At 41.6% G+C, this 16,353-nt stretch carries 9 protein-coding genes; 3 read left to right on the top strand and 6 right to left on the bottom strand.

The features are described 5' to 3' along the window. Positions 1-5: 5 nt before the first annotated feature. The gene (locus ACSFVZ_RS11870; RefSeq protein WP_240704493.1) at positions 6-1,127 is read right to left on the bottom strand and encodes an SIS domain-containing protein; all 1,122 of its coding nucleotides are present in this window, start codon (positions 1,125-1,127) and stop codon (positions 6-8) included. A gap of 19 nt (positions 1,128-1,146) precedes the next feature. After that, complete coding sequence (locus ACSFVZ_RS11865) at positions 1,147-2,412, bottom strand: D-tagatose-bisphosphate aldolase, class II, non-catalytic subunit (RefSeq protein ID WP_205994293.1); 1,266 nt, start codon at positions 2,410-2,412, stop codon at positions 1,147-1,149. Between the two features lie 277 nt (positions 2,413-2,689). Between ACSFVZ_RS11865 and ACSFVZ_RS11860 the strand changes: the two genes are divergently transcribed. Next, positions 2,690-4,150 carry a Gfo/Idh/MocA family protein gene (locus ACSFVZ_RS11860; RefSeq protein WP_435558932.1) on the top strand — a complete coding sequence of 487 codons (1,461 nt, stop codon included), beginning with the start codon at positions 2,690-2,692 and terminating at the stop codon, positions 4,148-4,150. 99 nt (positions 4,151-4,249) lie between these two features. Here the strand turns inward: ACSFVZ_RS11860 and ACSFVZ_RS11855 are convergent, their stop codons facing one another. The 3 genes from ACSFVZ_RS11855 to ACSFVZ_RS11845 form a co-directional block, all read right to left on the bottom strand. Continuing rightward, the gene (locus ACSFVZ_RS11855; RefSeq protein ID WP_435558930.1) at positions 4,250-7,114 is read right to left on the bottom strand and encodes a TonB-dependent receptor; all 2,865 of its coding nucleotides are present in this window, start codon (positions 7,112-7,114) and stop codon (positions 4,250-4,252) included. 71 nt (positions 7,115-7,185) lie between these two features. Further along, a complete protein-coding gene (locus tag ACSFVZ_RS11850; protein WP_253039738.1) occupies positions 7,186-8,067 on the bottom strand; it encodes a FecR family protein in 882 nt (293 codons plus the stop codon). Positions 8,068-8,103: 36 nt separating this feature from the next. Continuing rightward, positions 8,104-8,667: an RNA polymerase sigma factor gene (locus ACSFVZ_RS11845; protein ID WP_435558929.1), complete on the bottom strand. Its 564-nt coding sequence runs from the start codon at positions 8,665-8,667 to the stop codon at positions 8,104-8,106. Positions 8,668-8,883: 216 nt separating this feature from the next. Between ACSFVZ_RS11845 and ACSFVZ_RS11840 the strand changes: the two genes are divergently transcribed. Further along, positions 8,884-11,640 (top strand): TonB-dependent receptor, encoded by a 2,757-nt coding sequence (locus ACSFVZ_RS11840; protein ID WP_435558928.1) that lies wholly within the window; start codon positions 8,884-8,886, stop codon positions 11,638-11,640. Between the two features lie 52 nt (positions 11,641-11,692). Then, positions 11,693-13,519, top strand: a complete 1,827-nt coding sequence (locus tag ACSFVZ_RS11835; RefSeq protein WP_435558927.1) for a metallophosphoesterase family protein — start codon at positions 11,693-11,695, stop codon at positions 13,517-13,519. A 45-nt stretch (positions 13,520-13,564) separates the two neighbouring features. On the opposite strand, the gene ACSFVZ_RS11830 is transcribed toward ACSFVZ_RS11835, so the two are convergent. Then, positions 13,565-16,243 carry a M14 family metallopeptidase gene (locus ACSFVZ_RS11830; protein WP_435558926.1) on the bottom strand — a complete coding sequence of 893 codons (2,679 nt, stop codon included), beginning with the start codon at positions 16,241-16,243 and terminating at the stop codon, positions 13,565-13,567. Positions 16,244-16,353 lie beyond the last annotated feature (110 nt).

Genomic DNA, 16,353 nt, shown 5'->3' with positions numbered 1-16,353 from the left:
GTCGCTTAGCGAGAAGTTAATGGGTAAATAGTTACCCCTTTTACAACACGGTTAACTTCGCCCGTAGGACAAGGGTTGTCAGGTGTTAAACCGAGTGAAATTGATTTGAAAAATGCAAAAATCTGACAATAGACAATATAATACAAGCCTTGCCAAACATCATCTAGCTCGACCAGTTCACTATCGACCGTTAATTTTTTTACCGCTGAACATTGCTGGTCATTGACTAGCTCATTGTATAGGTCCGTATCATAAAGGCTGCTGTACTTATCACTTGATGACATTAACAACACGGCTGTTTTGTCATTAATAATTGTTTTAGGGCCATGACGAAAGCCAAGTGGTGTTTCAAAATAGCTGATTAAGTCGCCATTAGTTAGCTCTAAACATTTCAATGCAGCTTCTTTTGCATAGCCTAATAACGAGCCAGCCCCTAAAATAACCAGTCGTTCCATATCTGAATCTGCAAATGCTTTTATACTCTGCAATTGCGTTTCAATAAGCTGCTCAGTTTGTGTTGCTAAATGCGCCAATTGATTCACATCGGGTGTAAAAATACACAAGGTAGAAATTAGCATTGAAGAGAAGCTGCTAGTCATTGCAAAACTTTCATCAAGCGTTTCTTTAGGCATTAATAGGCAAAAACTATTCTCTTGATTATTAGCTCGTTTTGCCAGCTCCCCTTGTTCATTACAGGTAATCACTAAGTGATAACATTGATCAAGCACTTCATCGGCCAAATCAACCGCTGCGACACTTTCAGGGCTGTTACCCGAGCGTGCATAAGATACCAATAAGGTAGGCGTGTTTTTTTGCAAATAACCCAAAGGATTAGAAACAATATCAGTGGTACTTATTGCACGTACATCAAGGTCTGTTTTTGCAGTTAAGTGAGGAGCAAGCGCTTCACCCACATACGCCGATGTTCCTGCACCTGTTAATACAATTTGCAGTTTCTTCAGTGCAAGGATCGGGGCTAAAAAGTTTTTAATTTCTGTACGGTGGTTTTCAACAATAGCAGCTGTATTACACCATGATTCTGGTTGCTGGCTTATTTCTTTTGCTGTCCAATAAGCATTTTGTTGCTTAAGATCGGCTACATCTAATGATAAAAATTGCGTCATCATTCATTCTCTCTCACATAACTTATTGATTACAAGCAAGCGAATAAGTATTCGTTACTTCCATTATTTTATTGATCACTAACTCTCGCGGTAACGAGGTAATTTCTCTTTTGATTAATGCTTTATATTGCATTGGCATAAATTGACTGAGTAACGTTTGTGGAATGATCTGCGCTTCTAGGTTCGCAAATAAGGTTTCTACAGCGTACTTAATTTCATCTTCAGGCCAGTAATAACGAATACGATCACTATAGCTATATGCACGATAAATTGCCGCTTCTGGCTCGTCAGTCGGATAAAACTTATTCCAATAACCTGGCTTTTCGAGCATAACTCGCTCGCAAACTGCGCGAATATTAGAACGGCGCGACGGTTCAATAAGTTGATCTTCAATGTACGATAATGCGAATAACCCTTCACGTAATGCGTAGGTTAGCTGTGGCCCTACTTTCAAAATAGCGAAATGATCTTGAACCAACTCGTGGTAACAATGATCTGGTTGATAATCCGTCGAGTGAGCTTCATAAACAAGATTATCAACACGGGTGATAAACTCTTTCAGTTGTTGTGCTTCACTTCGTTGGTAATCAAAAACCTGATGATTATCAAATTCAACACCCGGTTGAACAACAACCGCAATTACGCGAGACCAAACATCAGCAATATTTAATTCATTAAAAGCATCTTGATGTAACTTTATCGTTTGTTGTACACCCTCAACATGCGTTACTTCGATTACTTCAAGATCTTCTTTTGCACCACCGGGTGGAGGAACTTCAGTTCCCACCACATATAAAATATCTTGCTCTTGGCATACAGACTCAGCTGCTTGGCACATTAGTGCTGCACGCTTAGCGATTTCAGCATCGGCTAAACACACTTCATCATCGCTACATGGCATACTGGCATCAAGATGAATCTTCTTAAAACCCGCACTTGCGTAAGCTTTAACTAAATCAACGGCTTTTTGCATCGCTTGTTCTGCAGGCTCATTAACCCAGCAAACAGGCCCTAGATGGTCACCACCCAAAATAATACGGTGTTTATCTAGTCCTACTTTGTCTGCAATTTCATGAACAAATTCAACAAAGTCTTTTGGCTGCATGCCCGTGTAGCCACCAAATTGATTAACCTGATTCGCAGTTGCTTCAATCAATAACTCAGAATCATCTTTTATTGCTTGCAGCATCGCAGCTTCAATTACGAGCGGGTGCGCACAGCACACAGAATAAATCCCCTGCGCTTGACCTGCTCGGTTATTGTTAATAATTGTTTTCAATGCATTCATGGTGTTTTCTCCAAGCAGCTTGCACTAATGTTAAATACGTGATTTGAAATTACGGTATCACACAACGAAACACTTCGCAACAAAACGAAAGGCAATGAAAGTAAGAAAGCAAACGTTATGGATGGGTAAAAATCAATAAAACCCTGATAAATTCGCTAAAAAGATTAAAATCGAAAGTTTGTGAAACCTAATTCATTGTAATTAGCTTTAAGTTGAGATATAACAGAAAGAACTGAAACCCATATTAAAAAATAATCTCAGTGAATTAGGTATCGTTATGACAATTGATAGACGTAGTTTCTTAAAATCTGCCGCAGCAATCACTGCTGCGACAGTCGTGACTGGCTGTGCGAAAAGCCAACAAGGTGACAATCAACAACCGACGCTGGCCGCACAAGGTAAAAGCGTAATGGGCTTAGCTGTGCCAGCGATGGATGTAGTACGTGTTGGTTTTATTGGTGTTGGTCAACGTGGTAGCGGCCATGTTAAACACCTTTGCCATATAGACGGTGTTGAAATTAAAGCTATTTGTGACACCGATCAGGTGATGTTAGATAAGTCAGTTAACTATGTTGTTGTAAAAGGCTTGCCTAAACCAACGGCTTATACTGGTTCTGATAAAGCTTATTTAGACATGCTGGCTCGACAAGATATTGATATTGTGATCATTTCAACACCGTGGCAATGGCATACACCGATGAGTGTTGAAACCATGGAAAGCGGTAAACATGCCTTTGTAGAAGTACCTGCAGCAACCACCATGGAAGAGTGCTGGCAGTTAGTTAATACCGCAGAGCGCACACAAAAGAACTGCATGATGATGGAAAACGTTAACTATGGTCGCGATGAGTTAATGGTTTTAAACATGGTTCGCAAAGGTATATTTGGTGAATTACTGCATGGTGAAGCAGCTTATATTCATGATCTGCGCTGGCAAATGAAAGAGATTGACCGTAGCACCGGTTCATGGCGTACTTATTGGCATACCAAAGTAAACGGTAACTTATACCCAACCCATGGTTTAGGCCCGGTTGCCCAGTATATGAACATCAACCGTGGTGACCGTTTTGACTTTGTTACATCAGTCAGTTCACCTGCACTTGGCCGCGCAGCCTATGCTGAACGTGAATTTCCAGCAGGCCACGAACGACGTTCGCTTAAGTTTGTTGCTGGCGATATGAACACCAGTATTATTAAAACAGTGAAAGGTCGTAGCATTATGGTACAGCACGATACCACCAGCCCTCGCCCTTACAGCCGTCATAATCTAATTCAAGGGACTAATGGTACTTTTGCTGGTTTCCCGAATCGTATTGCCCTTGAAGATGTACCACCAGCGATTGCAAAAGTGTATCAAAAACAATATGAAGCTGAGTTAGCTGCATGGGAAAAAGCGGGTTCGCAAGGCCGTAAGCCATATATGCAAAACTTCCATAGCTGGGATCAAGATATGGAAAAATGGCGTGCCGAATTTGATCATCCTCTGTGGAGACGCATGGGTGAAGAAGCGGTTAAGAACGGCGGCCACGGCGGTATGGACTTCATTATGCTATGGCGCATGATCTACTGCTTACGCAATAATGAGCCACTCGATCAAGATGTATACGATGCCGCAGCATGGTCATCCATCTTCCCGCAAAGCATGGCATCGGTTGCAGATAGAAGTAACAGCAAAACGATTCCAGACTTTACCCGTGGCGCTTGGCAAACAGGTAAGCCATTAGGGATTGTGTCTTAACACTTTCTTTTTTGGATAACTCAAAAGCCCGTACTTTGCCCTGCGGGCTTTTTTATTAATAGACAACGTTATTCATCCATATGATGCTTTGATGTTCATTTATAGGGTTAATGAAAGACTCAGTACAAAGCGGCGACCAAATTGCTCGACTTTCATAAGTGATGAGGCGTCGTTTGTTTGCACCTCTCTAACTAGGCTCTTATCTGTGGCATTAAAAATATCAAACCGCAATGCAACTAAATCAGAGAAAAACCAACTGTAACTTAGGTCTACACTTGTAAAATCATCGACATAAACATCTGCATTATTCGATAAGTCTCGTTGCTCTAAAAAATCACTCCGGTAATTCAGGTTAACTGCGCTTTGCCATTTCTTTGCATTAAACAGTAAACGCAGATTTGCAGTTAATTCAGATACCCCTTCGATATCTGTGTTGTCGATTTGCTCCGCCGTTAATTTGGCGTCCAATAACTGACTAACACTCGATATCATTCGACTTTGCAGTAGAGCATTTGATAACACGGGTAGTTTCAAGTCAGTACTAAATTGCAGCCCACTAATTGCTGCTTGCCCATCATTATTGGCCTGTAAAGCAGGGTATTGCTGCTGTTGATAGGTTACGTTTTTGATTTGTTCAACAATAAAGTTATCGAGCTGATGATTAAAGGCCATCAATTGCAAACTACTCTCTTCTCCTGACCAACTGAAAGATAGGCTTGTGGTGTTGGCTACTACAGGCTCTAAAGCTGGGTTTCCTAATTCGGCATAGGGTAAACCGCCAGAATTAACATGTAGTTTAGGGTTTAAATCAGAATAGTTAGGCCGATTCACTGCTCGGCTATAACCTAAGCGAGCAAGCCATTGCTCAGACAACTGCCATTTGAAATTCAAAGAAGGTAACCAAGTAGAAATGTTAACCTGCTCAGAAAGCTTTTCTAATTGGCTATTCTTATTAAGCTGATGCCCTAATGTTTTACTTTTTACATGGCTGTGTCTGAGTCCAAAAGCCGTCGTTAAGCTTTTCAGTTCTGGTATTTGCCATACACTGTGAATATAGCTTTCATAGGCAGTAAATTCGGTTTCATAACTATTTAAGTAATCATTGGCTTGCCGATCGGCAAATGGTAAGTCAATATCATACAACTGTAAAAGGTCACGTTTTGGGATCAGCCAAGCTTGTGTAGAGTGTGACAGAAAATCGGCTTCAAATGCCGTATTTAATGGCTCTAACCAACGGCCATCAAGGGCTGGTAAATCAGTTAACTGTGTTTGCGATAAACTTACATCTTGACGGAGATACTGATGAGAGTGCGTAGACTTTACTGCGCCAAACTGTAAACTCGACAACCCCCAAATAGATGATCTTTGCCAAGTGCCATCTATCCCCCATTCTGTTACTTCATCGTTTACTTCAATCTGGCGGCGGCTTAATTGTGATAACTGTGAGTAACTATCAACAAGCGCTAAATTACTGTCCAATTCGTAGTAGGCAAGCTGTTTTCCTGAAATAGAAATCTCTGCAGGTACAGCTTTTAATTCAACATGAGTTCGGGTGATTGGGGTTTGTGTTTCACTCAACGATTCACTGTGGCTGTAAAATGGACTTATTTGCCAGTGGCTGCCATCTTTTGCATACCATGTAGGTAATATTTGTAAGGTTTGCGTATGGTAGTAAAGGCCTGATTCTTCGCGTGAAGATTTACTTTTTGCCGCATTAAATTGCACAGTTTGAATACTGTTCTGATGCTCACCTAATATGGCTGTTGCATCATCACTTGATGGATTAATTGAGAGCCGGTGCTCATCGTAGGTAAAATCGGTGTCTGAACGAAGCCAAAGTGTATTTAATTCAAATCGCTGATTAGGCTGCCAAGCAATATTTGTGTAATAGCTTGCACGAGTTCTATCTTCATGTTCGATAGTAAGTGCTAACGTATCGGTGGGAACTAAGCTATTATTTTCAAGCCCTTGCCACTGATATGCTGCAGGTGCTCCACCATTATCTCCCCAATGCCACGTTTCAAATTGAAATTGCCTTTGTAAGCGGTTTTCGTAATTAAACTTAACGACAGCAGCTAACTTATTGTCAGCTGAAATAGTATTGGCAACTAAACCAAAGCTTGGTTGAAAGTTACGCTCACCTGCAAGGGCTGCACTGGTTAAGGTTACTTTTAGGTGATCATCATCAAATGAAAGCGGATCATCACTGATCAAGTTGATTGTCGCTCCAGCTGCTCCGCTAGGTAACCTTGCATCAGCGAGTTTATATACGGCAATATTAGAAAAAAGCTCGGCGCTGAATGTATCAAAACGATACTGCTGACCATATTGATTCGAGTTACGAACGTTTTCAGTATTTGCTAATCTGTGCCCATTTAACAAGGTTAATTGATACTCAGGGCCTAGTCCCATCGCATTAATGTTAAGTGCTTCTCCGCGGTCTCTTGAAATACTTACCCCAGGAATTGCTTGTAGTGCTTCAGCCAAATTTTCAGCAGGTAGAAGAGAAAGCATTGTGCCGCTAGCAAAGTCAGCCTCGCCAATGTAGTTTTGTTTTTGCTGCTGCGCGTAATCGGCACTTTGTTGGTAATCGCGGGCATAAACCACAGAAGAAGCCTGATTGTTTTTATCACCTTTCACTGTCACCTCCTCTATATAGGGCTGTGACAGAGAGTGATGTTGTGTCTGGCTTGGTTTAGAAATAATAATGCCCGATGATGTTTGTTGCCAAATAAAGCCATGTTTTAGCAACAGGGCATCAAGGCTTGCCTCTAGACTAACTGTTCTAGGTAACGTAGCTGAGTGTAAGATAACTGAGCTTACTAGGTTGTCTGGATAAATAATTGCAACTTGGTACTGTTCAGCCAGATCATTAAGCGCTGTTTTTAGAGTGCTTTGTGCAGCAAACAGCTGCTTGGCATACAAACCAAACAGCATCAAAACACAGCAGAAAATACGCCACATTAACTTACATCCTCATTGCTAGAGGAAAATATTGTGCCTATTTTCAATGAAAGGTTTATGACAACATCATGTCAGTTTTCAGCCTTTTTACTTAGCTCAATGCTATCGGGGTATTGGTTTACATCAAGTGCATTTAGCTGAGCGATGAGCTTTGCAGCACCAAGAATGTCATCAACAGCAAAGCGACCACTTACATGTATATCACTTGGTACATTACTTAATACCACAGGTTTTTCGCTATAACGATTTAACTGAAATAATGCATCATTGATAGACACGTTATCTAAGTCCAACCATCCTTGCTGCCAATCAGGTTGTGAGGCATTAAATTGCAAGACCTGTATTGTAGAATCACTTACTCGGGCACGCTGCCCTTTCACTAATTCAACGTGCTGCGTTCCATCTAAACTGGTTACTGAAACTTTACCATGAAAAACATCAACTAATGTTTCTCGCAATGTTTTGTCCACATTAAAAGCCGTACCAAGAACTTCGATCGTGGCATTGCCCGTATCAATTGTGAAAGGGCGAGATTCATCACGATGTACAGAAAAATATGCTTCGCCATTTGCTAAGGTTGCTTTTCGAGCATGACTATTTTCACTGAACTCAAGTTGCGTATTCACGTTCATTGCGACCTGTGTACCATCAGACAAATTCACTTGTTGTGCTTTACCACTAGTAAATTGTTGAACAGCTACAAGATCAGAGGACGATATGGGCGGCTGTTCATTCACTGGCATTAAAGTCCACATGAAAATAGCAAAGCATGCTGCTACAGCACCGCCTCCCCAAGAATACTGCGCTAAACGACGGCGTTTTTTAGCTTGTTCGAGTTGTTCATTCTGTTGTGCATCCACCAGCTCAAGCGCGGCTAATAATGCAGGGTCGTCCCAAATAGCCTTTTCTAGCGCATTATCAGATTCATAATCATGTTGGTGTGAAGAATTCATCGTTGTCTCAATTGCTGGTAATACTAATATGACGGATTAACTGTCATGACGGGGACATTCATGTACTAAAAAATACTCAGCCATGGCATTTTTCAGCATATCCATTGCCCGTGAAATATGTTTTTTAACTGCTTCTTCTGAGATCCCCAAACTACTTGCAATCTCAGCTCGTGTTTGGCCTTTAATACGGCGGCGAATAAACACATCTCTGCGCAATGCCGGCATTTGCGACAAAACGCGCTGATAAAGTTCAATACGTTGCTCATATTCAAGTGCGGACTCAAGCGATAACGCCTCACAATGAGGCTCATGCTCTAAACTTTCTGGTGTTTTTTTCTGCTCACGGTGGTGATCTATTATCAAGTGCTGAGCCATCCGATAACCATATGCGAGCGGATTATCTATCGCGTCTAGGTGTTCTGATCTAAGTGCCTTGAGAAGTAGCTTCTGAAATAAATCATCCGCATCAGCACGCTCTGCCACTGCTTTGCAAAAAAAGCCTTTTAAAGCGTCTTGATTTGCTATAAAGCATTGTAAAAGTGTTCTGCTTTGCTCTGTGATCTTATTATCAAAGCCGTTAGTCATTGAAGGTAAAGACATATTTAAGTTAAAGGCTAGCTTATTTATCTGAGTATGACGTAAATGCTAGCCTAAAGGGGACAGCAGTTTGATGATCATTTCGTTACAGTTTTAAGTAACTATCGACTTAAAAGTGTCATGAAAGCTTCATTAAAAAATAGGTCCCCTTCTTTGTTAATGCAGCGTCTTTAGAGGCGAATTTAAACCAAATATTGCATTTAACAGGAATTAACCCTCATGACTTACCGTGCATTTTCATTATCACCTTTAGCGCTTGCTGTTGGCTCATTATTAATTGCTCCCACCTACGCAGAAGAAAACCCAGAGCCAATGGAAGAAATTGTTGTCACTGGCAGCTACATAAAAAGCTTAGAAAAAGCGATTGATTTAAAACGCACTAATATTGGCTTCTCAGATTCAATTGTCGCGTCTGATATCGCAGATTTCCCAGAGCAAAACTTAGCAGAAGCTTTACAGCGTATGCCGGGTGTTACGATTGAGCGTAATAAAGGCCTAGGTCAAAAAGTGAATGTACGTAGCTTACCGTCTGAATTTACCTTTGTTTCTATTAACAACCTTGCGACAGCCTCTGGCAGTGGTGGCCGTGATGTTGAGTTTGATATGTTTGCGTCAGAAATTATTCAAAGTGTCACCGTTAAAAAATCGCCAATAGCCGCAGATGAAGAAGGCGGCATTGCAGGCTCTGTTGCAATTACGACTGCTCGCCCATTTGACTATGATGGTCGTCAAATAGTGGCATCGGTTGAAGGCGCATATAACGATATCTCTGAGCAAAGCGATCCTAAGTTTGCGTTTTTAGCGAGTAATACCTTTGGTGATTGGGGCGCGCTTGCTTCATTCGCTTATTCAGAGCGTACAAATAGAACAGATAGTAACTCTGGTATTGATTTTCGTCCTCTGTCACGTTGGACAGAAAAATCAGGTTCATCACAATGGCAATCAGACCAAACTGTTGACGTTTTAGAGCGCGATACGGGGATCACTATCAATGATCGCTTCAACAAAGATGAAACCAGCCGCGTTGTATTTATAAATAAAGTCGGCGACAGAGCTTACTTAACTGAACAAGAAAAATGGGGCGCAACTTTATCACTACAATACAAACCGAGCAGTGAATTTAGCCTCACTTTTGATGCGCTACTGGGTAACTTTGATAATCATGAAGACCAGTATGATGCCGCAGCCTATTCAGCTTCAAGTATCAGTGCATTAGAAAAAATAAACAGTTACGATAACACCACCCTTGCAGATTATGGTATTACCGTTTTAACTGATGTTAACTATGCCGCAACGCAGCATGAGTTTTTAAGCAAAGAAAATAGTAGCGATACAGACTACCAGCAATTTAGCTTAACCCTTGATTGGATGATAGGTGACTGGGAAGTTTACGGTGTCGTTGGCTACAGTGGTGCAGATAAATTAGCTGAGACAACTAATTTAAAGCACACTGCTTATGGCCCAACTCGCACTCGTTACACATCAACAGGCGGTGAAACCATTGCCAGCGATAACCCCGACACATTCGATATGTATAATTCTCCTGAAGCTTATACATTTGATTACTATGAAGTAAATCTTGAAGATATCTCTGATGACAAATATGCAGCTCAACTCGATTTTAGCCGCCATTTTCAACTAGATTTCTTCCCTGCATTATCAAAAGTTCAGTTTGGTGCGCGTTATACTGATAAATCAAAACAACGTAATTATGGTAGCAACCGAATCACAGGCCCTAGCGCAGGTGATTCATCGTGGGTAGGCACACGTACCTTAGCTGATAGCGAAATACATACTATTTCAGATTTAGTGTCAGGTGGTGAGTATTTATCTGACGTATCGTCTAAACAAGACTGGAGTCAAATTTCAAATAGCTATGCGCGTAATGAATTACGTTACGATGGTTTCGGCGTTGACTACGCACCGGATCAATTCTACGAAGTGTCAGAAAAAACCACCGCCATTTATGCGATGGCTGATTTTGCATTTGAAATTGGCACCTTACCTGCCACTTTAAATACCGGTGTTCGTTACATTGATACCAATGTAGATTCTTCAGGATATCACCAAGTGCAAGCTAATGATGGCAGCACAAATTATACGCCAGCACCTATCTCAAAAGAAGGTAACTATAAAGAAACTCTACCTAGCATTAACTTTAGCTTAGAGCTTACTGAAAACTTACTATTCCGCGCGGCAGCATCAGAAACCTTTATCCGCCCTGCATTAACGGATATTGCTTATAAACGTACTGTGAGTTTAAGTGAATTTAAATACCGCGATGGTAACCCTGATTTAAAACCAACTTATGCAGATCAATGGGAAACCGGCCTAGAGTGGTATTTAGAAGAAGGTGGTTTACTTGCTGTTTCATACTTCGAAAAAGAAATTGAAGGCGTAGTGCGTGAATCTCTAACAGGTGTTGTTACTGATGTAACTAAATATAATGACAATGGTACTGTGGATGGCGTTTACGACTTTGATGTTTATCAAAAAGTAAATGCAGATGGTTCGTACGATGTAAGTGGTATCGAGTTCATTGCACAAATTCCATTTGTACGTTTTCACCCAATGTTACAGGGGTTCGGTATTAACGCTAACTATACGACGCTTGATAACTCACTTACAGGTGCCTCTGATTTAGCGATTCCAACACCACCAGAAGGCTTAGCTGACGAAACCTACAATATTACTTTCTACTACGAAAATGACAGCTTTGATGCGCGTATCTCATACAACTATAAAGACAAGTATGTAGAGTATATTGAACGCGATATGTACCCTGTTTACCGCGATGCCTACGGTCAAACAGATATCTCGCTAGGCTATCAAATAAACGACATGTTTAAAGTCACTCTTGAGGGGATCAATATCACAGATGAAGAAACAACGGGCTACACTATTGCTCCGGCTTTCCCAACTATGTATGAGTTCTCAGGTCGTCGCTTCTCATTAGGCTTACGCGGCAATTTCTAAATACATTATTGGGGCCTTTGCGCCCCAATTTTTTTTCAGCAAGGCAACTTAAATGCGATTATTTACGCTATTTTCACTGCTTTTTGTGACGCTTCAAACCTATGGCAAAGAGCTAAACACACAAATTGCATTTATTCCCGATGTTCATTTTCACGATATCTATGCTGACTTTAGCCAAAGCGGCTTTAAAGGGGTAAAACTAGATAGCCAAACCAAACCCGTTGCAATTCGTAGTATGAAAGCACAGCTTCACTCAACGCGACTTTTTAATGAAAACTACTTTGCTCTGATAGCGGCTTTAAATGATATTGCCGAACGCGGTGTGAAATTAGTCGCTTTGCCCGGAGATTTTACTGACGATGGACAGCCCGCTCACCTAAAGGGGCTAAAAGCATTATTAAATGATTACACAAAACGCTACGACATGCGTTTTTTTGCTATTCCAGGAAACCATGATCCTGTTAAACCTATAAAAACCGCGGCAGGTAAGTCTGACTTTTTGAACGATGAAGGACGCGAAGTTGCTATTTTTAGCCCAGATCATAAAAACTGTAAAGCGTCACAGACCGACGCTTTGTTTTGCGATGATGGCATTGCTCATGGAGGCTATCAAGAGATAGTCTCTGCTATGGCTGATTTTGGTTTAATGCCTAGTAGCCAAGATTTGCTTTGGCAAACACCTTTTACCAGTGATCATGCAGCCTTGTCAGAACGCCAATATCAACAGTGTAGTGAGGATAAACAACACTGCGTAATGCTCCCCGACACCAGTTATCTAGTGGAACCGGTTGCTGGATTGTGGCTTTTAGCCATAGATGCCAATGTGTATTTACCTGAGTTTAAAAACAACCAACTAACATTCAAAGGCTCTGGAAATGCTGGATACAATAAAGTACTTACTGAAAAACCATATTTAATAACTTGGATAAAGCAAATTGTGAGTGCAGCAAAAAAGCAAAATAAAACGCTTATTGCATTTAGCCATTTTCCGATGGGTGAGTTTTACGATCAACAAAGTGCATCGATTAAAGAGCTGTATGGCAGCGATGCTTTTCAGCTCACTAGAGAGCCAACTAACAATACACAAGAGACCTTAGCGGAAACTGGACTACGTTTGCATATAGGCGGCCATATGCATATGAATGACACCAGCTTGATTAAAACTGCAAAAAATACCCTTTATAACATTCAAGCTCCTTCAATAAGTGCATACCGTCCGGCATACAAATTGGTCAGCATCATAGGCAGTGAAGCCAAAGTTGATACCGTACTTCTTGATTCTATTGCTGGCTTTGACACGCTATTTACTGCCTATGAAAAAGAATACAGCTACTTAGCAGTGCATAATCCAGATGAGAAATGGCTTGCGGATATCCTAGATAGTGAAGACTATCACCAGTTTACTTTGCGGCATCTCGCTGGCCTTACGCGTTGGCGTTTTATACCAAGGGAATGGCCGGAAAGTTTTAGAAGCGTGTTACTCTCATTCAGTTTCCACGAGCTATTAGGATTATACGACAGTCCAATAAATAAGCCTCTAACACAACACTCTGAGCGCGTGCTGAAAGGAGTCACTCTATTTGAGTTTATACGCGATTTTTATTTACTCAGAAATGCAGGGACTTTGGCATTTGAAGACATTCCTACAACACACCTAAAAGCATACAAAGTCATGGCCCAGCAATTAAATACAATGGGGCAATGTATACCCAAAGATGTAGGGAAAATAGCACAAACCGTTGATGTTTGTACGCTACAGATAGGTCTTAGCAAAGCGCTTATGATTTTTGAAAAGCTAGCAGATGGTGAAAACGATCGCTGCTTGATGATTGATCTAAACTTAAATGCAAATAAACCAGCAAAAGCATGTCGCCCTTAATAAAAAAGGCACCTTAATAGGTGCCATTTTTATTGTGCTTAGTCATTACTGAGCATGTGCTGCAGCACGGAAAATCGTGTTAGCTAACATTACATTCATACCTTCAAGGTAAGCACGGTAAGTTGGTGATTGTGTAAAACCAATCACCATGCCTTTGCCTTGCGGTTGGTGAACAAGCAATGGCTTATACGCAAGCTGTGCTTTATTTTGCTGCCACAGATAACCACTTGCCAGCACATCGTCTTTAGCTGTGAACCAGGCTAAGTTTTTACCTGAGTTAAGTTTTATTGGCGTGTAAATATCATTACCGTAAGCCACTGCAACTAAGCTTTTATCAACCCCAGCGGTTAACCAATGCTCTTGGTCTACTTCAACATTCGCAAGTACACCGGCTACATAGTCTGGCGATGTATGTGGCTCAATGCTCGCTGCTTTTAAATCATCGCGAGAAGTGAATAACTGCCCTGCCACTTTGCTGCTTTTATCATCGCTGCTGTCGGCTTTATCTTCTCGGTAAGCTTGCTCGCGCTTAACATCCAATAAACCGTAATCAGCGTTGGTGGTAAAACGGTTAGCATTACCGAGGGCAATCAACACGCCGCCGGCATCAACCCAGCTTTTTAAATTAGCCGCGCCCGATTTACCGAGTGCTTGCTCGTAATTACCTTCTGGTAAAATAAGCACTTGGTAATCACTTAAATCAGCCCATGCAAGCATTGGCGTACGAATCGCTGTGACGGGATAACCAAGCTGTCTTTCAATAACAAAACGGGTGTTACCGGCACTTAGCTCACTGGTCGGTGCATCCCATGCAATCGCCACTTTTGGTGCGACCATTGGCACTGTTTTGTTACTACCAAAGCTTGGGCCTTCGATCACCCAGCTTGAGTCAACACCATTTACTATTGCACCTGTTTGCTCAGCAATTTGGCTAATTTTGCTGAGTAGGTCTTTATCGTTTAGGCGCTTTTCGATTACTAAGCTACCCGCTGGGTAGTTAGTTTTATCACCTAATACAAATGCTTGGTCAGCAGTTTTCAGTTTAATGCCAGCTTGCAGTGCTGAGGTTAAAAAGCGTGCTGCAGCCGTATCACCCCAAGCAACAATATAAGCCACTGAGGCTTCTGGGTTATTCACTTTGCCAAGCAATGTGTCGTCGGCCTTAACTGCTTTACTGTCTGCGCTTACAGCACGACCACAGCTATCGCTATCAACATTAAACATCATTGGCAGTGACCAACCTGTTACATCGTAAATTTCATCATCCAGATTACGAGCTCGGCGTCTTTCTTGCTCTTTTAAAAATGCCTCTGCCATATCTACTTGGTCGGTAAAGGTGGTACGCACAAATACCCCACGCGGCTGCGCGGTATCAATAAAATAGCTACCCGCTTTATACTTAACGCCACAGGCTTTGAAGTCTTCGGTTGCTTGCTTAACTTCAACACCATGCTCAGCCATTAAGGTTGCGAGTCTATGAGCGCCTTCACGGTTACTTTGCTTAGGTAAGATATACACACGCTCTTTGCTATCTTTACCCGAATCAATCGCATCGACTTGATATTGGTAAAAATCACCCAATAATTTTTCACGCTGATTGGCAGCCCCTTCGGCAGTCGAAATTGAGGCCACAAACTGACGTTTTACAGTATTAAAATAAGTGAGTAGCTCGCCGGTATTTTTCTCAAATACATGACCACGAGCTGAGCCTACTTCGTAAGTTGATGCAGACGCACCATAAAAAACTGGCCAGCTATCACCGTAACCTGGGTAAAAGGCATCAAAGATTTCACGGGTAAAATAATCAAAGCCAAACTCATCAAAATACTTCGCATGATTTTGCCCAATCGCATCCATGTTAGCGATTTGAGTTTTCGTCATATGCGGATTAAATGGCTGAGCAGCCGGTGCAAAGTAGTAAGATTGGTCGCCGCCCATTTCATGAATATCAACCACCACTTGCGGTTTATACTTATTGATTGCAGCCACCCTACCTTTACTTTCAGGCTGAGTAAGCGCTAACCAATCACGGTTCATATCAAACAAATAATGATTTGTTCGGCCTCTTGGCCATGGCTCATTATGCTCTGCACTTAATCTGTCTGCGCTGTGCTCAAGACCCACAGTTGCATAATAACGAGTAACAAAGCGCTCACGGCCATCAGGGTTTTGTAATGGGTCGATAAACACCACTGTGTTATCTAAAATTTTGCTGTTAACAGCATCATTCGGGGCTGCGAGTAAGTGATATGCAGTAAATAATGCAGCATCGGTTGAGCTAATTTCATTACCGTGCACGGCATACTGAAGCCACACAGACGTCGGTAAATTTTTAATTAGCGACTTAGCTTCTTTTTCAGAGGTAATACGCGGATCAGCCAAGGCTTGGGTGTTATTGGCGAGGGTTTCTAATGAGCGAATATGATCCGCAGTGCCAACCACTGCATAAACCAGTTCACGACCTTCCCAGCTGTTTGCGTACTTAAACACTTTAATACGATCAGGCGCAGCTTGTTCAAGGGCGCTAAGATAACGACGCATATCGCTATAATTGGTAATGCGCTCACCTACATCGTACCCAAGCACTTGTTTAAATGTTGGAATTTGCTGATTGTAAGCGGTGCCCGGCCACATTGCTTCGGTATTCGTTGCACTGGCATTAAAGCTTGCCGTTATTGCCACAACACTGACTGAAATGGCGTTTATTATTTGTTTGGCGCTCATTATTTTTCCCAAGTAAAAGTATCTGCTTTGTACATTACAAAAGTATTGAAAATAAACAAATTAAAAACGTTAGACTGGCATAAAATAGAGACATAAAAAAACCGCAGCGA

The organism is Pseudoalteromonas nanhaiensis, assembly GCF_051235485.1.
GTDB classification, from domain to species: Bacteria; Pseudomonadota; Gammaproteobacteria; order Enterobacterales; family Alteromonadaceae; genus Pseudoalteromonas; species Pseudoalteromonas lipolytica_C.
This window is presented reverse-complemented; position numbering and strand designations above follow the sequence as displayed.